Consider the following 18,266-nt stretch of genomic DNA (forward strand, 5'->3'; position numbering starts at 1 on the left):
CGCTCCCCCTGCAGGCGACTCTAGGGCGACCAGAAGTTATCAGGTCCAGTACACCGCCACTGGCGAAGTACTTTCGCAGTAGCCATGAACCGTCGCCGTCACATCCGGCCAATCGACGGCCTGCCGCCCGCGAAACCCGAGCAATAGCACACATGTTCCAGTCCGCCGAGTGGTGGGTCGTGGAGAACACTGGTTCAATCGCCGACACGGCAGGGCCCGCCGTGACGTCTACCTGATCCGCACCGCGACCGGGCTCGTCGGCGGAGCGGACGGCAGCGAGAGGATCCAGTACTTGTGCCATCGCTGTTCTTCGCCTTCCCGACCAGCATTGTCGCCGTGGCGTGGGCAGCCGCCTCGGTAACGGCCGCCCCAGCATCTGCGGCGCTCATCCGGTGGTGCTCGCCGCGCCGTGGCGCCGTTCCCGGTGTCGTATTGGGCGCCTTCGCCGGACTGGTGCTGCGGCCGTCCAACTCTGGTGGTCGGTGACCGGCGGCTGCCGGACCAGTTCCCGCTCCGGCCCGCCCGGGCCGTGGTCGAGGTCGTCACGGCCGTCGTCATCGCCGTGGCCGTACCCGTGCACGTGCGGACCTGAGTGTGGGCAGTGGCGATGTCGGTGCCGATTGCCATGGTCGCGACCGCGCTGGCGAACCGGTTTCCGTTCGCGCTCTGACACGACCGACCCGACAACCGACCGGCAACCTGCGTTGTCTGATGTCGGGCTTCACTGTCCGGGCTTCCAATCCGGTCCGTTGCCGGGAACATGGTGCTATGGATCCGCTGACGACCGCCGGTGATCTCGTCGCCGACCGCTTCCCGAGTGCCACCTGGGCGATCCTCGCGGGCAGCGTCCTCGGGCCGCACCGCACCGCAGGCTCGGACCTCGACATCGTGGTCCTGAACGATGACGGCCCCGGCTACCGGGAGAGCCTGCGCTTTCGCGGTTGGCCCGTGGAGCTGTTCGTGCACACCCCGGACCGCCTGGCCGAGTTCCTGGCGAGGGAGCTGGCCGAACGCAAGCCCAGTACGCATCGGATGCTGGCACAGGGCGTCCCGCTGCTGGGCGACCCTGGCGATCTGCAGGCGCAGTGCGCACGTGTGCTGGCGCAGGGGCCACCGCTGACCGACGCGGAGCGCGATCGATTCCGGTACGGCCTGACCGACCTACTCGACGACTACGCACACGTCGTCGACCCGGGAGAGCGGAGCGTCATTGCATCGGCGCTGTGGACCGAAACCGCCCGGGCGGCGTTGGCATTCGCCGGACGCTGGATCAGCGGCGGCAAGTGGCTGCTTCGGGAACTGCGCGAGTACGACCCGGACTTCGCCACCCGGTGGTTAGCCGCCCGTGACGACCCAGAACCTCTCGCGAGACAGGTGCTGACCCCCGTCGGCGGCCCGCTGTTCGACGGCTATCGCGTCTGAGTCCAGGCTTGTCTGACCGCGTCGAGGCGGGTCGACCAGATGGGCGTCAGCCTGATCCGCGGCACGGTCCGCCAGGCGCTCGTCCACGACGGTGATCGCTGCGCCGGCTGGTGCCACTTCGCCCCCGGGTGGGCAGGACCGCGCACGACCTGCCCACCTCGGAGGGTGACTCTTGGTGTGGAACTACTACGGCGCCATCGACGTGAACATGACTACGCTGTTCGCCGGAACGGTGACCTTGAAGCCCGAGTCAGCGGACACGTCCATCGGGCTGCCAACCGTCGACGGGAAACCGTTGGCATCCACCTTCTGCGAGGTGGGGCTGTACACGTACTTGTTCATCTGAAGGTGCCCGGTCGGCTCCGTCACGGTGAACTGGGCCGAGTTGGTCTTGTCGCGGTTGACCAGCACGAACGTCCAACCCCCGTTGGGCAGTTTGGCGTCGAGTTCACGCGTGGTGCCGTTGTCCTGCGGGGCGGGGGCGTACATGATCGAGTGGGCCGGCAGGTAGCGGCACAGCAGGCTCCAGGTGTAGAACCACGGCCTGAGTTTGTAGTCGTTGTCGTTGTCACGGTGGTCCCACATGCCGCACTTGGTGTCGTTGTCGTAGCCGTCGAGGCACCACGCGGCGGCGCCGTCAAGACCGGCCCGGGTCTCCTGCACGGCAAGGTCCGCCATCCGGATGCCCTGGTCGTATTCGGTGGCGAAGACGAACGGGTCCTGGCCCTGGCCGACGTCCGGCTTCTGATCGCCGGTCTCGCTGAAGATCACCGGAGCGCCCGGGTGCAGTGCGTGGGCCTGGTCCACCGCGGTCTTGACAGTGCGCTCCGCGTAGCTGGGGTCGAGGGTGGGGTCGTCCTTGAGACCCACCTCGTAATCGTAGAAGTGCACGTCGGACCCGGACACCAGGATCGGGTTGGTCTGCATCGACTTCAACCAGAAGTTGTCCTTGCCCCGCGGAGGCGTCCAGCCGGTCGAGGACCCGGAGACCTTGGCGAGGTCGTTCATGGGATCCACGAACGTGGCGGCGCCGTCTGCAGCCGGGGTTGCCTCGAAGCTCGCGATCGCCCGCTCGATGGTGTCTCCCGCGGGGCGGGCCGGCATCACCAGCTTGATGTAGCGCTGCTGGGAGTCGGCAGGGAAGGTGCCTTTCGTGGTCACGGGGTACTGGGTGTTGTCGATCGACGTCGTCTTGGGCAGGGGTGAGTTGGTGCCGACCCGATTCCAGGTGTTGCCGTCGGCGGAGCTCCAGAAGGACCAGTCAGTGACCCCGATGCGATTGACGTAGAACCTGGCGGTGAAGGATTTCAGGTCTGCCGGAAACTTCCACGTCAGCCACTGTGCGGTGCGCGAGTTGTCGGGAGTCACCGACTGAAGGCCCAGGTCACCCTCGTAGGCCGACATGCCGGCGCCCGCCATGTCGGGACCGACGACGCGGCTCTTGAGGTGATAGGGGTCGGCGTCGTCGTCAGGGAGGCGATCCAGCAGATTCCGGGTCGCGGTCTGCCAGTCGTCGAAGCTGTAATGCTTGGTCTTCGAGTATCCGTTGGGCTCGTTGATCCCGCTGTAGCGGGTGATGTTCGTGAACTTCTTGCCGATGATCAGATGCTTCATCAGCGCCGCCTGGGCGTCGGCGAACGCGTCGCTGGTGTACACCTGGCCCGTGTCCTGGCCGTCCTCCTTGGCCGGCGACTGCGTGGTGCCCCAGATGCCGACCTGTACCGGCACCTTCAGGTCCCGATACATGTCGAGGATCTTGTGGACGTCCGTCATTTCCTTGGTGTCCCAGTTGTACTGGACCGGCTGGTGATCCTCGGTCCCCTCGGGGTCGAACCAGAAGCGGTTCACCATGATCCGCACCATCCCGGGACGGATATACGTGACCCGTTTCTGCAGGAGATCGAATGCGTCGCTGTCGTCTGACCACGTGAGGCCACCCACGTGGAGGGGGTCCTGGTTGTAGCCAAGACCCTGCCAGTTGCTGCCGACCCGAGGTGCCACCGGCGGTATTCCGCCGCTGCCGGCAGCTGCCGCCGCCCCGGGCATACCGACGCCGAGAGCAGCGAGAACGGCGGCAGAGCCGGCGGCAGAGGCCAAGCGTCGGCGCAGCCGGGACGGGTTTCGCCGCACCGCCGCCATCAACCACGGCTGTCCACGCCCCAGGCTGCCACGCCGCGTGCGCCCGGCCTCCCCCGCAGCGCCGTCGCCGGCCGCCCCCATTGTTGATTCGTGCATCTCACACCTCTGTGCATCGTCCATCCGACAGGCCAATGTGGACCGTTGCGGCGCGCCTCCGCGAAAATGCTCGACGATGTGGCGGAACCGCACGCATCCCACCGTGGCAGCGTAGTTACAGACAATCACCGACACCGATGTGGGACCGGACCCTCACCGCCTCCCGGACCTCTGGTAGAGACCCGGGCTTTCCTGGAAAACCCAACGAAATGGATGTTCTGGACGACCTCATCGAAACAGCGCCCGCAGTGCGTCCCGGAACCATCCTCACCACCTGCGCAATATTCCACGTGAGCTGGCAGTTTCCGGCTCTTCCCGGCGGTGCCGGGCGCCGGCAATCGATCAGCCGGACGACGCCGTACAGGGACCGATCGGTGTCCAGCAGAGCGTGACTATCATGGCCGTCATGACGATCTTCGACGTGACGATCCCTGGTGGCACCGACCCCTCCGCGAAGCTCGGGCCGCAGCCCGGCGTCGCCACCCTGGTCGTGAACGTGGCGTCCCAATGCGGTCTCACCCCGCAGTACCACGGCCTCGAGCGCCTGCAGCAGCGCTACGCCGGCCGAGGGTTCACGGTGCTCGGCGTGCCGTGCAACCAGTTCGGCGGACAGGAACCGGGCACGGCCGAGGAGATCACCGAGTTCTGCTCAACCACCTACGGGGTCAGCTTCCCCCTGACCGAGAAGATCGCGGTGAACGGTGAGGACCGGCACCCGCTTTACGCCCAGCTGGTGAACGTTCCCGACGCGGAGGGCTACACCGGCGACATCCGCTGGAACTTCGAGAAGTTCCTCGTCGGCCCGGACGGCACGGTCGTGCGCTTCGGCCCGCGCACGGAGCCCGAGGACGAGTCGGTGGTCTCCGCGATCGAGGCGGCACTGCCCCTCTGACACTCAATCCGAACGACGTACCGTCGCCGACGTGAGCTCTGCGGCGGTCCGGACGTCGATGCCGGGCATCCTGCACGGCGACGAGACCGCTGCCGCTACAGCCGCTTGCGCATCCGGAGCGAGGTGACCTCGAAGCCCATCTGCTCATACAGGCTGCGCGCTCCCGTGTTGAACCCGAATACGTTCAGACCCACCGACACAACACCCATCTCGCGGCACACCTCCTCCACCGCCAGCATGATCGCCCGACCATAACCGCGACGGCGTAGGGGCTCGCCGACCGCGAAGTCGTACCCGAAGGCGTGCAACCCGTCCGACTTCTGCTCCACATACAGCCACACCATGCCGACCTCTTCGTGCCCGTCGAAGGCCGTCCACAGGCGATGACCGGCGGTGTGCAAGCCGTCCGGCAACAGTCGCTCGAGATCGTCGCGTGCCTGCCGTTGCGCTTCCGGTAGAGGCATCGACCCGGAATCGGCAATGTTCTGTGCATAGTCCACTTCGGCCCGCTGCCGGTACGCGAGGAACTGCTCTTCGGTCATCGGTTCAAGTCTCACCATCGCCACGGCTCGACCGTAGCGGGTCGCCGCACACCCCGGACCGCCGACGTGTCGACGGAGGTCAGGGGCTCGGGTCAGGTGCGTGGCTGAAGCCCGTCACGCACTTGGGTCCCAGGCGATGAGCTGCTCGAAGATGCGGCGGTCGCCGTCCACTTTCAGCGAATCCAGCGGGATGCGTCCGTAGAAGAGCAGGACCAGATCGCTGGCCGTGCCCCAGACCGAGCCGTCGGGCGGGTCCTGGTCCACGCCGGCATCGGGCGTGCGGACGTGGACGGCCTGTGCGCCCTCGGGTGAGAGGCGAAGGTGCAAGGAGCGACCCTCGGCGGCGTGGTAAGCGACGGCGGCGGGTTCGTGCGGCCACGCGACGTCCGTCGCGCAACAGGTGAACAGGAACTCCTCGACACCGTCGAAGGCGACCTCGTCCGGCAGCGGCTGCGGTGCACCCAGGGTGAGCTGAGCATCGTACGTGTGCATTGCGACCTCCTGAACCTGGTGCCGGGCGACGCCACCGGAGGTCTGCGGCGACTGTGAGTCGCCCCACCAGGTCCAACAACCGCGCTCCGGTCCGGCCTCGCGCAGCGTGCTCGCCAGCAGATCGATGGACTCGGTCAACCAGGCCAGCAGGGCCTCGCGTTCCCGAGGTGCACCCGTACCGTCGTCCCAAGCCGATTTGTCCGGTGGAGCGTCGGCGGGCCCCGCGGCGACGATGGCGGCCGCTTTGCGGCGGCCCACGCCCACGTGCTGCGCCAGATCGAACAGCGTCCACCCGGGGCAGGACGGCACCGGCACGTCGAGGCTGGGTGCGGACGCCACCACGGTGTGGAAGGCAGTCGACCGTTCGTCGATCAGGCGCAGCAGCTCGGGGAACTCGAGAGTCTTCTTCACCGCCGCTGTTTATCACCCTGCGCCGCCGACCGGAGAGCGATTTTCACAGGACAACACCGCCGCCGGTTCGGGCCCAGGCCATGTCGTTCAGTTCCGCGGCGGGCATGGGCTTGGCGAACAGGTAGCCCTGGCCGATGCCGCAGCCCATCAGCTGAAGCTCCGCCGCCTGAGACGCCGTCTCGACGCCCTCGGCGATCGTGGTCAGGTGCAGTACCTGGCTGAGCCGCAGGATCGCCTCGGCAATCCCCGAGCCTTCGGGTGTGCCGTTCAGCTCCGCGACGAAACTGCGGTCGATCTTGAGAATGTCCACCGGCAGCCGGGTCAGGTAGTGCAGTGACGAGTAGCCCGTGCCGAAGTCGTCGATCGCCACGCGAATGCCGTGTTCGCGGAACTCGCGCAGCATGGCGATCCCGGTGCTGTCGTCGACCAGCGCCGACTCGGTGATTTCCAGGACCAGACGGTGCGGCTCCAGCCCGGTGCGTGCCAGTACGTCCAGCACGTCATGCACCAACGTCGGCTCCTGCAATTGGCGCGGCGACAGGTTGACGCTGACGTAGCGGCCGTCCCACGACACGATCTGGCGGCATGCCGTCTCCAGCACGAACAGGCCGATCTCCGCGATGGAGCCGGTGCGTTCGGCGATCGGAATGAACTCGGCAGGCGAGATGATGCCCAGTCGCGGGTGCTGCCAGCGGACCAGCGCCTCGACGCCGATCGGGCGCCTGTCCGCGAGGTTGACCAGCGGTTGGTAGAGCACGTGCAGTTCGCCGCGTTCGAGCGCGCCGGTCAGGTCGTCGGTCAGCGGGGACTGTGCCGCGTGCCGGTTCGTCAGGGATGCGTGGTGCACCTGGATGCCGTGTTTACCCAGGTGCTTGGCCTGGTACATGGCGGTGTCGGCGCGGCGCAGCAGTTCCTGCGGGGTGTCGCCGACGCGACCGGTGGCGACGCCGATGCTGGCCCGGATCGCGAGGGTGTTTTCACCCATGCGTACAGGTGTCGCGGCCGCGCAGGCCAGGATGCGCTCGGCGATGGCGACCGCGCCGGCCTCGTCGGGTACGTCGGTGAGCAGCACGACGAACTCGTCGCCGCCGAAGCGGGCCACCACGTCGCCGGTACGTACGCAGCAATGCAGGATCCGGGCGAACTCGGTCAGCATCAGGTCACCGGCGGCATGGCCGTGTACGTCGTTGACCAGTTTGAATCCGTCCAGGTCGATGAGCAGCAACGCGATCTGCGTGTCGCGGCCCACGAGTTCGGCGAGGCCGGCGTCCAGCCCGGCCCGGTTGGCGAGGCCGGTCAGCGGGTCCCGCAGCACCATTCGTTGCAGTTCCAGTTCGCGTTCGCGCAGCCGTGTCTCGACCTGCTCGCGGCGTTCGATGTCGTCGCGCAGGGCGGCGGTCGCGGCGTCGACCTTGCCCATCGCCCGGTTCCGCGCGCTCGCCAGCAGACCGACGATCAGGGTGAGCAGCGCGGTGATCGTCATCGCCACCCGGTACGTGGTGCCCGCGATGCCCTGCCGGACATCGCGGAGAAGCGCGTCGGTCGGGTACGCCTTGAGGGTCCAGGTGCGGGCGCCCATGGTGATATGGGTGATCCGGTCCAGCGACCGGGAGGAGGCCCGGGCTCGGCCGGCGGAGGCGGAGGCGACCGTCTGCACCACGGCGCCGTTGGTCTCCAGGAGGTCGGCGGCGATCGCGCCGTGGGCCTGCGCCTGGAGTGCCGCATTCAGCAGGTCGGTGCCGTGCACGCCCATCGTGAGCCAGCCGCCGAACACGTTGCCGGGCCGGTACACCGGCACCGCGAGGCGGAACGAGATCTGCTGTTGCGCGACCGGCAGCGCATGATCGAGCACCAGCACGTACGCGCGGCTGACGGCGAAGCCGCCGACGGCTTGGGAGTCCCGCAGCGCCTGCGCCGCCTCGGGAGCTGAGTACAGGTCCGTGCCGGTGGGCCGCTGCCGGCCGTCGAACGAGCGTCTGAGGACCGTGAATGCGTGCTGGCCGCCGGGGGCGGACGGTTGCAGTGTCAGGTTGCGCGCGCCGCGCCGCCGCCAGTCGGTCTGAAGGTCTGCCATCCCGGTGTCGCCGGTGGCCACGACCAGGTCGAGCGAGGTGGCGCCGGGCAACCGGCGGTTACTGACCGTATTGGTGATCCAGGTGAAGTCGGCGGCGGTGAGGTCCGGCTGGGCCCCGACGGCGACAGCCACGTCGGTGAGCATCTCGCCGTACCGTTGGATCTCTGTGCTGATCGCCCGGCTGAGGTCGCTGCTGTAGCGGTCCATGAGGTGGGCCGCATTGCGGTGATCGTCGGTGCCCTGGGCGACCCACGAGGTGGCGGTTCCGGTCATGGCGACCACCGCGACGAAAGCCATGCCGGTCCAGCGTCGCCAGGTTGGCCGCACCGACATCCACAGCATGCCCCGACAGATCGGACGTGGAGATCGCCGGTGAAGGATTCGGGCCCGACCAGGGCGCCTCCGACCGCATCGTGGGACCAGGCCGGCGGGACGCGGATGAGGCGGACGTGTTCAGCGCGCCGCGCAGAAGGCGCGCAGGGCTTCCTCGTCGGCCGGATCCATCCATTCGTACGTACCACGCAACTGGTCGGCCCGCTGGTCGACGGTCGCAACCGTTGCCGTCATGTCGCCCCACGGCATGCTGACGTGCAGCAGCGTTCGCACGATGCCGGGCGGCAGGTGGACGCTGTCGGCGGGCGTGGCACGCAGCAGCAGGCCGCTGGTGGAGACGTCCTCGACCTGGCCGGACACGGCAACCAGCCGGCGGCCCGGTTCGGTGTCGAGCTCGACGGTGCCGGTCGCGGCGTACGCGCCGGGGCGCCGCGGGGCGCCGCGTCGCTGGACCACATCGGTGGGTGGGTCGCCGGTACGGGTGAGGAGGCCGTCGCGCAGTTCCGCCTCGACCCAGGTGACGCCGGCGCTGCTGACCAGTTCGAGGATGCCGAAGCGGCGGGTGCCGTCGGGGCTGAGCACCGGGATCGGCGGCAGCTCGGCCACGAACGCCGCACTGACCTCGGCCAGCGTGATCAACGTGACTGGCTGCTCACCCGGGCACCGCAGCACGAGCGTGCTGCCCGCCGGGACCGTGACCATCGGATCTCCCCGCTCGTAGGGTCCGCTTCCCCGAACGGTCTCACGGCCGCCTCCCGGCAGGCGGCGGCGCTGCGGAGCGTCACGCTTCCGGCGTACGCTTCAGCTTGTGACGTTCTGGCAGGTTCTGTCCTGATTTCTCGCCCGCCCTGGCGAGCGGCGACGTGCGGCACCGACTTCGTCGATGTGGCGGCCGAGGTGACCGGCGTCGCCTTCGAGCGGGTGCCGCCCGTCGACCCGGCCGGTCCGCGCCCGCGGTGACGCCGGACACACCCAGGTAACACCGGGTTAATAAATGAGCAACGGCCGGGAAACCGCCCGCCGACAGGCTCCCCGTTGTCACCGCGGCGTCCCCAGTGCCGCTGTCTGGAAACACCCGAAGGATGTGGATCGTGAGCTTCAAGGCAGAGTACATCTGGATCGACGGCACCGAGCCGACCGCGAAGCTCCGTTCCAAGACGAAGATCCTGGAGGACCGCGCGAAGGGCGCCGAGCTGCCGATCTGGGGCTTCGACGGGTCCTCCACCAACCAGGCCGTGGGGCACTCCTCCGACCGCGTACTCAAGCCGGTCTTCACCTGCCCCGACCCGATCCGTGGCGGTGACGACATCCTCGTGCTGTGCGAGGTCCTCAACATCGACATGACGCCGCACGAGTCGAACACGCGCGCCGCCCTGGCCGAGATCGCGGAGAGGTTCGCCGAGCAGGAGCCGATCTTCGGCATTGAGCAGGAGTACACGTTCTTCGACGGCGTGCGCCCGCTCGGCTTCCCCGCGGGTGGCTTCCCGGCCCCGCAGGGCGGCTACTACTGCGGCGTCGGCGCAGACGAGATCTTCGGCCGCGACATCGTCGAGGCGCACCTGGACAACTGTCTCAAGGCGGGCCTGGGCATCTCCGGCATCAACGCCGAGGTCATGCCGGGCCAGTGGGAGTTCCAGGTCGGCCCGCTCGCCCCGCTGGAGGTCGCCGACCAGCTCTGGGTGGCCCGCTGGCTGCTCTACCGCACCGCCGAGGACTTCAACGTCTCCGCCACCCTCAACCCCAAGCCGGTCAAGGGCGACTGGAACGGCGCCGGCGCGCACACCAACTTCTCCACCAGGGCGATGCGCGAGGGGTACGAAGCGATCATCACGGCGTGCGAGGCACTCGGTGAGGGCTCCAAGCCGATGGACCACGTCAAGAACTACGGTGCGGGCATCGACGACCGCCTGACCGGCCTGCACGAGACCGCCCCGTGGAACGAGTACTCCTACGGCGTCTCGGACCGCGGTGCATCGGTCCGCATCCCGTGGCAGGTCGAGAAGGACCGCAAGGGCTACATCGAGGACCGCCGTCCCAACGCGAACGTCGATCCGTACGTCGTGACGCGCCTGCTCGTCGACACCTGCTGCGCCGCGCTGGAGAAGGCCGGCCAGGTCTGACCGACCCTGCCCCTCGGATGCCTTGCGTCCGGGAGGCAGGATCAGTCCTATGAAGGTGCACGAACGAATCGACGGGCGGCTGCGCGCGTTCATCGAGGCGCAGCCGATGTTCTTCGTAGCCACCGCGCCGAACGGACCGGGCGGACACGTCAACGTGTCGCCCAAGGGGATGGCCGGCACGTTCGAGGTGCTGGGTGAGCACCGGGTCGCGTATCTGGACTATCACGGCAGCGGCGCGGAGACGATCGCCCACCTGACCGAGAACGGACGGATCACCCTGATGTTCTGCGCCTTCGAGGGACCGCCGAACATCGTCCGGCTCCACGGCCGGGGCCGCGCGGTGCCGGTGACCTCGCCGGAACACACCGAGCTGCGGCACTTGTTCCGCTCGGCGCCGGACACGCACGGCGTACGGTCGGTGATCGACGTCGAGGTCGAGCGGATCAGCGACTCCTGCGGCTACGCGGTACCACTCATGTCCTACGAGGGTGACCGTGACCTGCTCATCCGCGCCCACGAGCGGCGTACCGACGCGGATCTGGCGGAGTATCGCCGGGTGAAGAACGGCGTCAGCCTCGACGGCAAGCCGATCTTCGCCCACGAGGTCTGACGCGTTGGCGCGGGGGTCGCGTCGTTGCGACCGTGGCACGTCTGCGACCGTGGTCGGATGTTGATCTACAAGATCCTGCGGCCCTCCGAGTGGGCCGAGTTCGAGGCCGCTGGACGCTTCGACGGCTCGCCGCATGACCGCCGCGACGGGTTCATCCACCTGTCCACCCGGGAGCAGGTCGCGGACACCGCGGCGCGGGTGTTCGGCCAGGAGCCGACGCTCGTGGTGGTCGCCGTCGAGACCGAGACACTCGGCGAGACTGTGCGGTGGGAGGAGGCACCCCGCCGGGGCGACGTGTTCCCGCACGTCTACGGGCCTCTGCCGAGAACGTCCGTGACGGCGGTGCACCACGTTCCCGGAGCGTCCGCTGTGGACGACGTACTGCCTGCTTGAGGGGTCGGCGCATTCATCCATCAGAATGGCTCCCATGACAGAGACCAGGACGGTCGGCACGGCGCCCGACGACTACGACGCGATGCACCGTGCGGCGCAGAACAGCCCACTGCTGCACGAGCTGTGGGCGCGCGCGATGGGCGATGAGTATCCGACCGGCGTGGAGCCCACCAGCTCGTGCTCCTGGTGGCTGCTGGGGCACGCCGTGTCGGCGTTGCGTCTGCGTCCCGGCGCGCGGCTCGTCGACCTCGGCTGCGGTCGCGGCGGGCCGGGCCTCTGGCTGGCGAGGGCGTTGTCGGCCCGGCTCACCGGCGTCGACGTCAGCGCCGCAGCGGTCGAGATCGCGGCGCAGCGGGCCGGCGATTTCGTCGCCCCCGGCCGGGCTGAGTTCCATCTGGGGAGCTTCGAGCAGACCGGCCTTCCCGACCGGTACGCCGACGGGCTGGTCAGCGTCGACGCGTTGCCGTTCAGCCGGGACCGGCAGGCGGCGCTGCGGGAGGCCGGCCGGATCGTGGCGCCCGGCGGACGATTCGTGCTGAGCGTACGGGAACAGCCGGCGGACGCCGACGATTGGCCGACGATGGCGGGGAAAGCCGGTTTCGACCTGGAGCTGCTCCTGGACAACACCGAGCACGACGGTTTCTGGCGGCGACTGTTCCTGTCGTACCCCGAGAACGCGGCGGCACTGCGCGCCGAGCTCGGCGAGCGGGCTGCTGACAACCTGTTGCTGGAGGCCGAGTTGTTCCTGGCGGCGGAGCCGCCCCGGCGGCGCGCTCAGCTGCTGGTGCTGCGCCGCGCCAGTTGTTGACGTCGCGCCCGAAGAAGCAGCAGACGAAGCCGGTCAGGCCATCACTCGGCTGCTTCAGTGAACGGGCGCGGGCGTCGCCGGGCGGGTACGACGGCGCTCCTTGGCCTCGTACATCGCACTGTCGGCGCGGTTGATCAGCGTCTCCGCGTCGTCGCCGGGCTCAGCCATGCCGGCGCCGATGCTGGTGCCCACCCGCACCGCCTCGCCCGCGATCACGATGGGCCGGGAGAGTTCCGCGCCGATCCGGGGAATGGCCGACATGTCGTCGGGGGCCCCGCCGTCGCGGCAGAGTACGACGAACTCGTCCCCGCCGAACCGGCTCACCAGATCCGTCCCGCGGACGGCACTGCGCAGCCGGGCGGCGACCTCGACGAGGAGGGCGTCGCCCGCGGCGTGCCCGAGCCGGTCGTTGACGGCCTTGAACCCGTCGAGGTCGCAGAACAGGACGGTGGGCCGGCTGCGGACGCGGTCGTCGAGCGCCGCGTTCAGTTGCAGGACGAACTCGCGTCGGTTCGGCAGGCCGGTGAGCGCGTCGTGGGTGGCCTGGTGCATCAATGCCTGCTCGGCGCGCGCCCGTTGGGCCGACAGCCGGCCGACTCGCACCATCACCAGCGGGACCACTGCCGCGCCACCGAGGGCCAGCAGGAGCCCGTCGACCCTCTCGCCGACGATCTGGTGCAGGCCGCCCACGACCGGGATCGAGGCGAGCGCCAGACCGAGGAACGCCAGCCGGCCTGACGTCAGCTCGTCCCGCGGTGCCGGGCCGGGTTCCACCAGCAGATCGGACGAGCGGGTCAGGCCGACGCCGCCGACGGCGGCGAACGCGGCCATGAACATCATGTCGGTCCACGGCGGGCGGGGACCGGTCGCCGGGACGTCGAACAACTCGGCACTGACCGTGGCAGTGAGGACCAGGGCGATGGCCGTGGTCAGCAGCCACAGCGCCGGGATGCGTTGACCGGCCGTCTGCAGCAGGCGGATGAGGGCTCCCAGGACGCCGGTGAGCACGAACACCGAGATGCACATGGGGCCCATCGCATCGAGACCCTTGCCCGTGGCGGTCATGTGCGGCAGCAGCACCCAGTCCCACAGCAGCAGGCCGAGGGTCATCGAGATGATGGTGGTGTCGATGATGCCGCCGAGGTCGGCGCGGCCGCGGCGGGCGACGACGTTCACCGCTCCGCCCAGCATGAGAACCTTGCCCAGCACCCCGATGAGATGCGACACCGCAAGGTACGTCGAGCCGTCCATGGGGCCGTGACCGCTCAGGAACCAGGTCACGTTCATGACGAGGTAGACACTGAACGCACTGGCCAGGAACCACCACGGGCCGCGGTTGCCGTCCTTGGCCCGCCGCAGGCCCCAGATCACCGGCGGGAGCGCGACCAGCGACACCAGGACGTAGTCCAGGTCCCGCCCGAGCACGGGCAGCGCGGGGAACCCCGCGATCAGGACGGCGACGATCGCGAGGTACGTCCAGCCGTCGGAGGATCGGGAAGAACTCGGCGCCACGGGTGCTTCTTCGGCCGTCCGGCCGTTGGTCTGAGGTTTTCAGGCGTACCTCAGATCCGCGCTCGGGCGGCCGATGTCTTGGGCACCCCGACTGAAAGAGGTCCGCGACCATGTTGCCCTCGGCGTGGAGGGGCACCGCCTCGCCGCGCCAGGGCAGAATCAGGGCGAGTGCCCTACGCACCTTGCTCACGCCCGCCGCGGCGATGATCTACGCCCTCGGTACGCCGAACGGACCCCATCGCCAGCCCATGATGGCGGTCGCGGTGGGCATGGCCGCCCTCGGCCTGCTCGGCTGGGCGACCGCCCCGCTGGTGGCGCGCTCCCGCCTGCGGGTGCCGATCCAGCTCGCCAGCGCCATCGTGACCCTCGCCGGTACGTCCGGTCTCGCCCTGCTCGACGGCGGCGTGACCAGCCCGCTCGGGGCACTGGAGCTGTACTCGCTGGTCTTCTTCGCGGTGGTGCTGCCGCAGCGGCTGTTCGCGCCGATGGCGGTGCTGTGCGTCGCGGCGTACGCCACCGTGGCGATGGCCGGCGGCGCCGCGCCGCCCGGGTTCGCGTGGGTCTTCACGTTCACATACGGCGGGGTGGCGTATCTCGCGATGCGGCACACGTCGGCGCTGGCCTCATTGCGGCGGCGGCTCGCCGAGGTGACGCGGAGCGACGCGCTCACGGGTTGCCTCAACCGTCGCGGTTTCGACGAGCGGCTGAACGCCGAGTTCGCCGCCGCGGCCCGCCGGGGCGAGCCGGTCAGCCTGCTCCTGGCCGACCTGGACCGGTTCAAGGAGGTCAACGACCGGTACGGCCACCGCGCCGGCGACGAGCTGCTGGCGTGGACCGGGCGCACCCTGGCGAGCGGGGTTCGCGTCCGCGACGCGGTCGGCCGGGTCGGCGGTGACGAGTTCGCCGCGGTGCTGGTCGGCGCGGAATCCGACGACGCCCGGGCCGTGATGGACCGGCTACGCGCGGAGCTGGACCCGGTGTCCCCCACCAGCCTCGGGTACGCCTCCTACCCCGCCGACGCGGACACGCTGGCGGGGCTGCGGCAGCTGGCCGACGAACGCGTCTACGCCGACAAGATCGCCCGGCAGCCCGAATCGTCGTCGCGCGACACCACGCCGCGGGCCCGCGTCACCGTCGAGCAGCGCACGACCCTGGCGGTGACCGGGCGGGAGCGGCGCCGCCGTTCGGTGGCGGACGGCGGCTGGCTCGGGGTTTCCGTCTGCGCGGTCGGGCTGGGCTACGTCGTCCTGTTCGCGGGAGGGCACCCGCACCGCGTCGGGATGGGTGTGCTGCTGGCGGTCGGCTGGCTACTGGGGGCCGCGGTCCTCGCCGGCGCCGAACGGCTCAGCCGCTCGTCCGCGCTGCGCCTGTGGATGGCGTGCTACGGCCTGGTGGAGTTCGTGCTGTCCACCGGCATCGTCGCGCTCGACGGCGGGGCGACCAGCACGCTGGCCGTCGGGCTGCTGGCGCCGATGCCGCTCATCGCGCTGAGCACCCCGCCCCGGGTCGGGGTGCCGCTGCTCGGCCTCATCAGCGGCTGCTACCTGGCGGTGGCGACGTTCGTGGGCGCCGCCGACCCGTGGCACGTCGCCGTCCATCTGGGCGGCACGATCGCGCTGACGTTCGCCTGCGGGTCGCAGGGCGCCGAGGCGGGCCGGCAGCGGCGGCGGCTGACCGAGCTGTCGCGGCTCGACGCGTTGACCGGCATCCTCAACAGGCGCGGTTTCGAGCAACGGTTCGCCGCCGAGATGGCGCACTCCGGCGTCTCCCTGCTGCTTCTTGACCTGGACCGGTTCAAGGAGGTCAACGACAGGCAGGGCCACGCGGCCGGTGACGCGCTGCTGCGCTGGGTCGCGATCACGCTGCGCGGCAATGTGCGGCCCACCGACGTGGTGGGCCGGCTCGGCGGTGACGAGTTCGTGGTGCTGCTCACCTCGGCCGGCGAGGCCGGCGCGGCCGAGGCCGCGGACCGGCTGCGGTCGGCGCTGGGCGAGCGCACCGCGGCCTGCATCGGTACGGCCACCCTGGGCGCACACGGAGCGGATTTCGACGCCCTGTACGCGCACGCCGACGCCGAGCTGTACGCGCACAAGCGACGCCGTGCCGCGTGGCGCAGCCAGCCCGCCCGGGATCGCCGGCGCGGCCCCCGGAGCTGGGCGCTCCCGGAGTCGCGCACCGGCGAAACCACCCGTCACCCGGACGAGCTCCCGGCCTGAGGACGTCCCCTAGACCGGGAACGTGCGGCAGATGCCGGGCCACGCCGCCCGCGGCTGGTTCTTCCACGGCGAGTCCACGGACAGGTCGAGCGTTCCGGCGCCGCTCAGGTCCACGTACCCCAGTGGTGGGGTGCCGCCGCACACCACGGAGCCGGTCTGCGCGAGGTACCTCGCCTCCAGGGCGCTGAGCCGCGGTGCCGCGAACGAAGTGCCGAAACTGCCGGGCACGAGCCCCGGGCCGGTGGCGTCGAGCGCGAGCTCGCCCGAGTTGAGGCGCGCGGCCACGTCCTCGGGGGCGTCCGCGCCGGCGCTGACCACGAAGTCCCACAGGGCCGGCGCGAACGGGAACGGCAGCCCCTTGCGGATGAGGTTCGCGGGGTCGTGGGCCCGGGCGGGGTCCGCCTTGGGGTCGACGTACTTCACGCCGTTGCCGGCCGCGCCGACCGGGATGACCTTCAGGGTGGCGCCGGACGCCCCGGGCTCGACGAGCTGGCTGCGGAAACCGTTCCAGCCGGGATCGTCGTACACGGTCGACAGTGGACGTTCCTTGCCGTTGAAGTGGGTGACGTCGATGGTTTGGTAATACGCCCCGGCCAGGTACGGCCGCAGCGCCCCGAGACTGTCGTCGCGCAGCAGCGTCGCGGTGAAGTCGCCGCCGCGCACCAGTGCCGGGTCGAGTTCACCGGAGGCGTTCAGGTAGCCCATCAGGCCGGCCTTCAGGGACGCATCACTGTCGATCATGGCGTCGTACGTCTTCAGCAGCGTGTCGAGATCCGGGTCGGTGAGCCACCCGACGACGTCACAGGGGATGACCACGAAACTCAGGTTGAGCACGAAACGCTCGAACCCGTCGTGCCGCAACGCCGTGATCCGGTCCCGGATCCCGTCGAGGATGTCGGCCGTCCGGTACTTGTCGGTGTGCACGGCGACGAGCCGCACGGCATACGCCGCACCCTTGACGGGGTATTTCCACTCCGTCGTCGTCTCGATGGGCGGGCCGGGCGCGGGCCGCGGGATGGTCGTCGACGAGATCGGGGCACTGCCCAGGTCGGCGGTGAGCGCGTCCGCGAGCACCCGGTACACCAGCTCGCCGTGGGCGTACGTGGACACCGGCAGGTCGTCACCGGCGCCGTTGGAGCCGACGTCGTTGGTGCCGACGGTGCAGTTCTCGTCCTTCGCGCCCGGTGTGGTCTGAGGATCCTTGCCCAGCCCGAAGTCGTCCACCACCAGGACCGCGACGTTGCCCGGCCGGGCACCCGGCGCCGCTGCCGCCCGGTCCGTCGTACCACCGGCGAGTGCCGGTCCGATCACGACGAGAAGGGCGAGCAGGATCGCGTACGGGCGTCTCATGGGAACCTCCGGCGAGGCGAGCGTCGGCTGTCAGCAGACTCGTACGAACAGCGACCGAGCGCAATGGATGTGACGGGTTATCGATCGCCGCGCAGCCGGTCGGTCAGGTCCCGCAGCCCGCCGTCGTCGGGGTGGCCGGCCTGCAACCGGTCCAGGGCGGCCAGCGCGTCCCGGGGCCGGCCCAGGGCGGCACACGTGGCGGCGAGTTCCCGGCAGGCCCGGTCCCGCAGGTTCGTCAGCCAGCACACACGGTCGGCGACGAACGCCCGGTCCGGCAGCCCGAGCAGCGGCCGTTCGGTCCACATCGCCAGCGCCCGGGTCAGCAGATCCACCGCGACCGCGTCCCGGACGGCGGCCGCCCGGAACACCAGATCGGTGAACACGTGCAGATCGACCCGGTCGTCGTCGAGCAGCAGCCGGTAGCCGGTGCGGGCGGACCGCTCGGTCAGCAGCATGGTCGTGCCGGTGTCGCCGCCGGGCACGAGGAACCGGCGCAGCTCGGCGATGCGTTTGTGCACCCCGACCCGCTGCTCCCGGCGGATCACCGGTGCCGGGTCGGGCCACGAGTCGCGGTACAGGTCGTCGGCGTAGACCAGGGCACCGCGGGCCAGCACCAGGCGGGCGAGCATGGTCCGGCTGATCGGTGGCAGCAGGGCCGCGACGCCGTCGACGTCGGCCCGGAAGACCCCGAACCCGGAAAGCCGCAGCCCGGTCGAGGTGGCTCGGCCCGGCGCGACGGGTGCACAGGCAGCGATGGTCATCGTGTCCTCCTGGAGTCCGGCATGCCGCCAGCGTGCGGCGTCCGCGCCGGTCCGGGCCACAGGTGATGCGGAACTGCTGAGGGGTTGCGGACGCA

At 69.9% G+C, this 18,266-nt stretch carries 16 protein-coding genes; 8 read left to right on the top strand and 8 right to left on the bottom strand.

The genetic code is table 11. The features are described from left to right. Window positions 1–409: 409 nt before the first annotated feature. A complete protein-coding gene (locus tag ACMCNK_RS12585; protein ID WP_412736583.1) occupies window positions 410–592 on the top strand; it encodes a hypothetical protein in 183 nt (60 codons plus the stop codon). Window positions 593–768: 176 nt separating this feature from the next. After that, window positions 769–1,422 carry a nucleotidyltransferase domain-containing protein gene (locus ACMCNK_RS12590; RefSeq protein ID WP_412736584.1) on the top strand — a complete coding sequence of 218 codons (654 nt, stop codon included), beginning with the start codon at window positions 769–771 and terminating at the stop codon, window positions 1,420–1,422. Between the two features lie 186 nt (window positions 1,423–1,608). Here ACMCNK_RS12590 and ACMCNK_RS12595 read toward each other — a convergent pair whose 3' ends face one another. Continuing rightward, window positions 1,609–3,792 carry a hypothetical protein gene (locus ACMCNK_RS12595; protein ID WP_412736585.1) on the bottom strand — a complete coding sequence of 728 codons (2,184 nt, stop codon included), beginning with the start codon at window positions 3,790–3,792 and terminating at the stop codon, window positions 1,609–1,611. A 271-nt stretch (window positions 3,793–4,063) separates the two neighbouring features. Here ACMCNK_RS12595 and ACMCNK_RS12600 point away from each other — a divergent pair, with 271 nt between their 5' ends. Then, complete coding sequence (locus tag ACMCNK_RS12600; RefSeq protein ID WP_412736586.1) at window positions 4,064–4,549, top strand: glutathione peroxidase; 486 nt, start codon at window positions 4,064–4,066, stop codon at window positions 4,547–4,549. Between the two features lie 95 nt (window positions 4,550–4,644). Here the strand turns inward: ACMCNK_RS12600 and ACMCNK_RS12605 are convergent, their stop codons facing one another. The 4 genes from ACMCNK_RS12605 to ACMCNK_RS12620 form a co-directional block, all read right to left on the bottom strand. Then, window positions 4,645–5,091, bottom strand: coding sequence for a GNAT family N-acetyltransferase (locus tag ACMCNK_RS12605; RefSeq protein ID WP_412736587.1), 447 nt, complete (start codon window positions 5,089–5,091; stop codon window positions 4,645–4,647). Window positions 5,092–5,205: 114 nt separating this feature from the next. Beyond that, complete coding sequence (locus tag ACMCNK_RS12610) at window positions 5,206–5,994, bottom strand: maleylpyruvate isomerase N-terminal domain-containing protein (protein ID WP_412736588.1); 789 nt, start codon at window positions 5,992–5,994, stop codon at window positions 5,206–5,208. Window positions 5,995–6,037: 43 nt separating this feature from the next. Next, on the bottom strand, window positions 6,038–8,365 hold the full coding sequence (locus ACMCNK_RS12615; protein ID WP_412736589.1) for a putative bifunctional diguanylate cyclase/phosphodiesterase: 2,328 nt from the start codon (window positions 8,363–8,365) through the stop codon (window positions 6,038–6,040). 156 nt (window positions 8,366–8,521) lie between these two features. Further along, window positions 8,522–9,103, bottom strand: a complete 582-nt coding sequence (locus tag ACMCNK_RS12620; RefSeq protein ID WP_412736590.1) for a PilZ domain-containing protein — start codon at window positions 9,101–9,103, stop codon at window positions 8,522–8,524. A gap of 389 nt (window positions 9,104–9,492) precedes the next feature. Here ACMCNK_RS12620 and glnII point away from each other — a divergent pair, with 389 nt between their 5' ends. From glnII to ACMCNK_RS12640, 4 genes are read left to right on the top strand one after another with little or no spacing between them, the layout of a single operon-like run. Continuing rightward, window positions 9,493–10,521, top strand: a complete 1,029-nt coding sequence (glnII, locus tag ACMCNK_RS12625; RefSeq protein WP_412736591.1) for a glutamine synthetase — start codon at window positions 9,493–9,495, stop codon at window positions 10,519–10,521. 49 nt (window positions 10,522–10,570) lie between these two features. Further along, the gene (locus ACMCNK_RS12630; protein WP_412736592.1) at window positions 10,571–11,131 is read left to right on the top strand and encodes a pyridoxamine 5'-phosphate oxidase family protein; all 561 of its coding nucleotides are present in this window, start codon (window positions 10,571–10,573) and stop codon (window positions 11,129–11,131) included. A 57-nt stretch (window positions 11,132–11,188) separates the two neighbouring features. Beyond that, window positions 11,189–11,524, top strand: a complete 336-nt coding sequence (locus ACMCNK_RS12635; protein WP_412736593.1) for a DUF952 domain-containing protein — start codon at window positions 11,189–11,191, stop codon at window positions 11,522–11,524. A gap of 34 nt (window positions 11,525–11,558) precedes the next feature. Beyond that, entirely contained in the window at window positions 11,559–12,332 is a 774-nt protein-coding gene (locus tag ACMCNK_RS12640) for a class I SAM-dependent methyltransferase (protein ID WP_412736594.1), read from the top strand. A gap of 54 nt (window positions 12,333–12,386) precedes the next feature. Here the strand turns inward: ACMCNK_RS12640 and ACMCNK_RS12645 are convergent, their stop codons facing one another. Further along, the gene (locus ACMCNK_RS12645; RefSeq protein ID WP_412736595.1) at window positions 12,387–13,844 is read right to left on the bottom strand and encodes a diguanylate cyclase domain-containing protein; all 1,458 of its coding nucleotides are present in this window, start codon (window positions 13,842–13,844) and stop codon (window positions 12,387–12,389) included. Window positions 13,845–14,026: 182 nt separating this feature from the next. On the opposite strand from ACMCNK_RS12645, the gene ACMCNK_RS12650 reads away from it, so the two are divergent. Next, on the top strand, window positions 14,027–16,060 hold the full coding sequence (locus ACMCNK_RS12650; RefSeq protein ID WP_412736596.1) for a diguanylate cyclase: 2,034 nt from the start codon (window positions 14,027–14,029) through the stop codon (window positions 16,058–16,060). 9 nt (window positions 16,061–16,069) lie between these two features. On the opposite strand, the gene ACMCNK_RS12655 is transcribed toward ACMCNK_RS12650, so the two are convergent. Together ACMCNK_RS12655 and ACMCNK_RS12660 are read right to left on the bottom strand one after the other, a co-directional pair. Next, entirely contained in the window at window positions 16,070–17,410 is a 1,341-nt protein-coding gene (locus ACMCNK_RS12655) for a hypothetical protein (RefSeq protein ID WP_412736597.1), read from the bottom strand. 77 nt (window positions 17,411–17,487) lie between these two features. After that, window positions 17,488–18,171: an AfsR/SARP family transcriptional regulator gene (locus ACMCNK_RS12660; RefSeq protein WP_412736598.1), complete on the bottom strand. Its 684-nt coding sequence runs from the start codon at window positions 18,169–18,171 to the stop codon at window positions 17,488–17,490. Window positions 18,172–18,266 lie beyond the last annotated feature (95 nt).

The organism is Krasilnikovia sp. MM14-A1259 (assembly GCF_047159535.1).
Lineage (GTDB): Bacteria > Actinomycetota > Actinomycetes > Mycobacteriales > Micromonosporaceae > Actinoplanes.

Bases quoted from the DNA above. Each gene is read 5' to 3' on its own strand.
- ACMCNK_RS12590 (WP_412736584.1), top strand. From the start codon at position 769: ATGGATCCGCTGACGACCGCCGGTGATCTCGTCGCCGACCGCTTCCCG.
- ACMCNK_RS12600 (WP_412736586.1), top strand. From the start codon at position 4,064: ATGACGATCTTCGACGTGACGATCCCTGGTGGCACCGACCCCTCCGCG.
- ACMCNK_RS12605 (WP_412736587.1), bottom strand. From the start codon at position 5,091: ATGACCGAAGAGCAGTTCCTCGCGTACCGGCAGCGGGCCGAAGTGGAC.
- ACMCNK_RS12615 (WP_412736589.1), bottom strand. From the start codon at position 8,365: ATGGCTTTCGTCGCGGTGGTCGCCATGACCGGAACCGCCACCTCGTGG.
- ACMCNK_RS12620 (WP_412736590.1), bottom strand. From the start codon at position 9,103: ATGGTCACGGTCCCGGCGGGCAGCACGCTCGTGCTGCGGTGCCCGGGT.
- ACMCNK_RS12630 (WP_412736592.1), top strand. From the start codon at position 10,571: ATGAAGGTGCACGAACGAATCGACGGGCGGCTGCGCGCGTTCATCGAG.
- ACMCNK_RS12635 (WP_412736593.1), top strand. From the start codon at position 11,189: ATGTTGATCTACAAGATCCTGCGGCCCTCCGAGTGGGCCGAGTTCGAG.
- ACMCNK_RS12640 (WP_412736594.1), top strand. From the start codon at position 11,559: ATGACAGAGACCAGGACGGTCGGCACGGCGCCCGACGACTACGACGCG.
- ACMCNK_RS12655 (WP_412736597.1), bottom strand. From the start codon at position 17,410: ATGAGACGCCCGTACGCGATCCTGCTCGCCCTTCTCGTCGTGATCGGA.
- ACMCNK_RS12660 (WP_412736598.1), bottom strand. From the start codon at position 18,171: ATGACCATCGCTGCCTGTGCACCCGTCGCGCCGGGCCGAGCCACCTCG.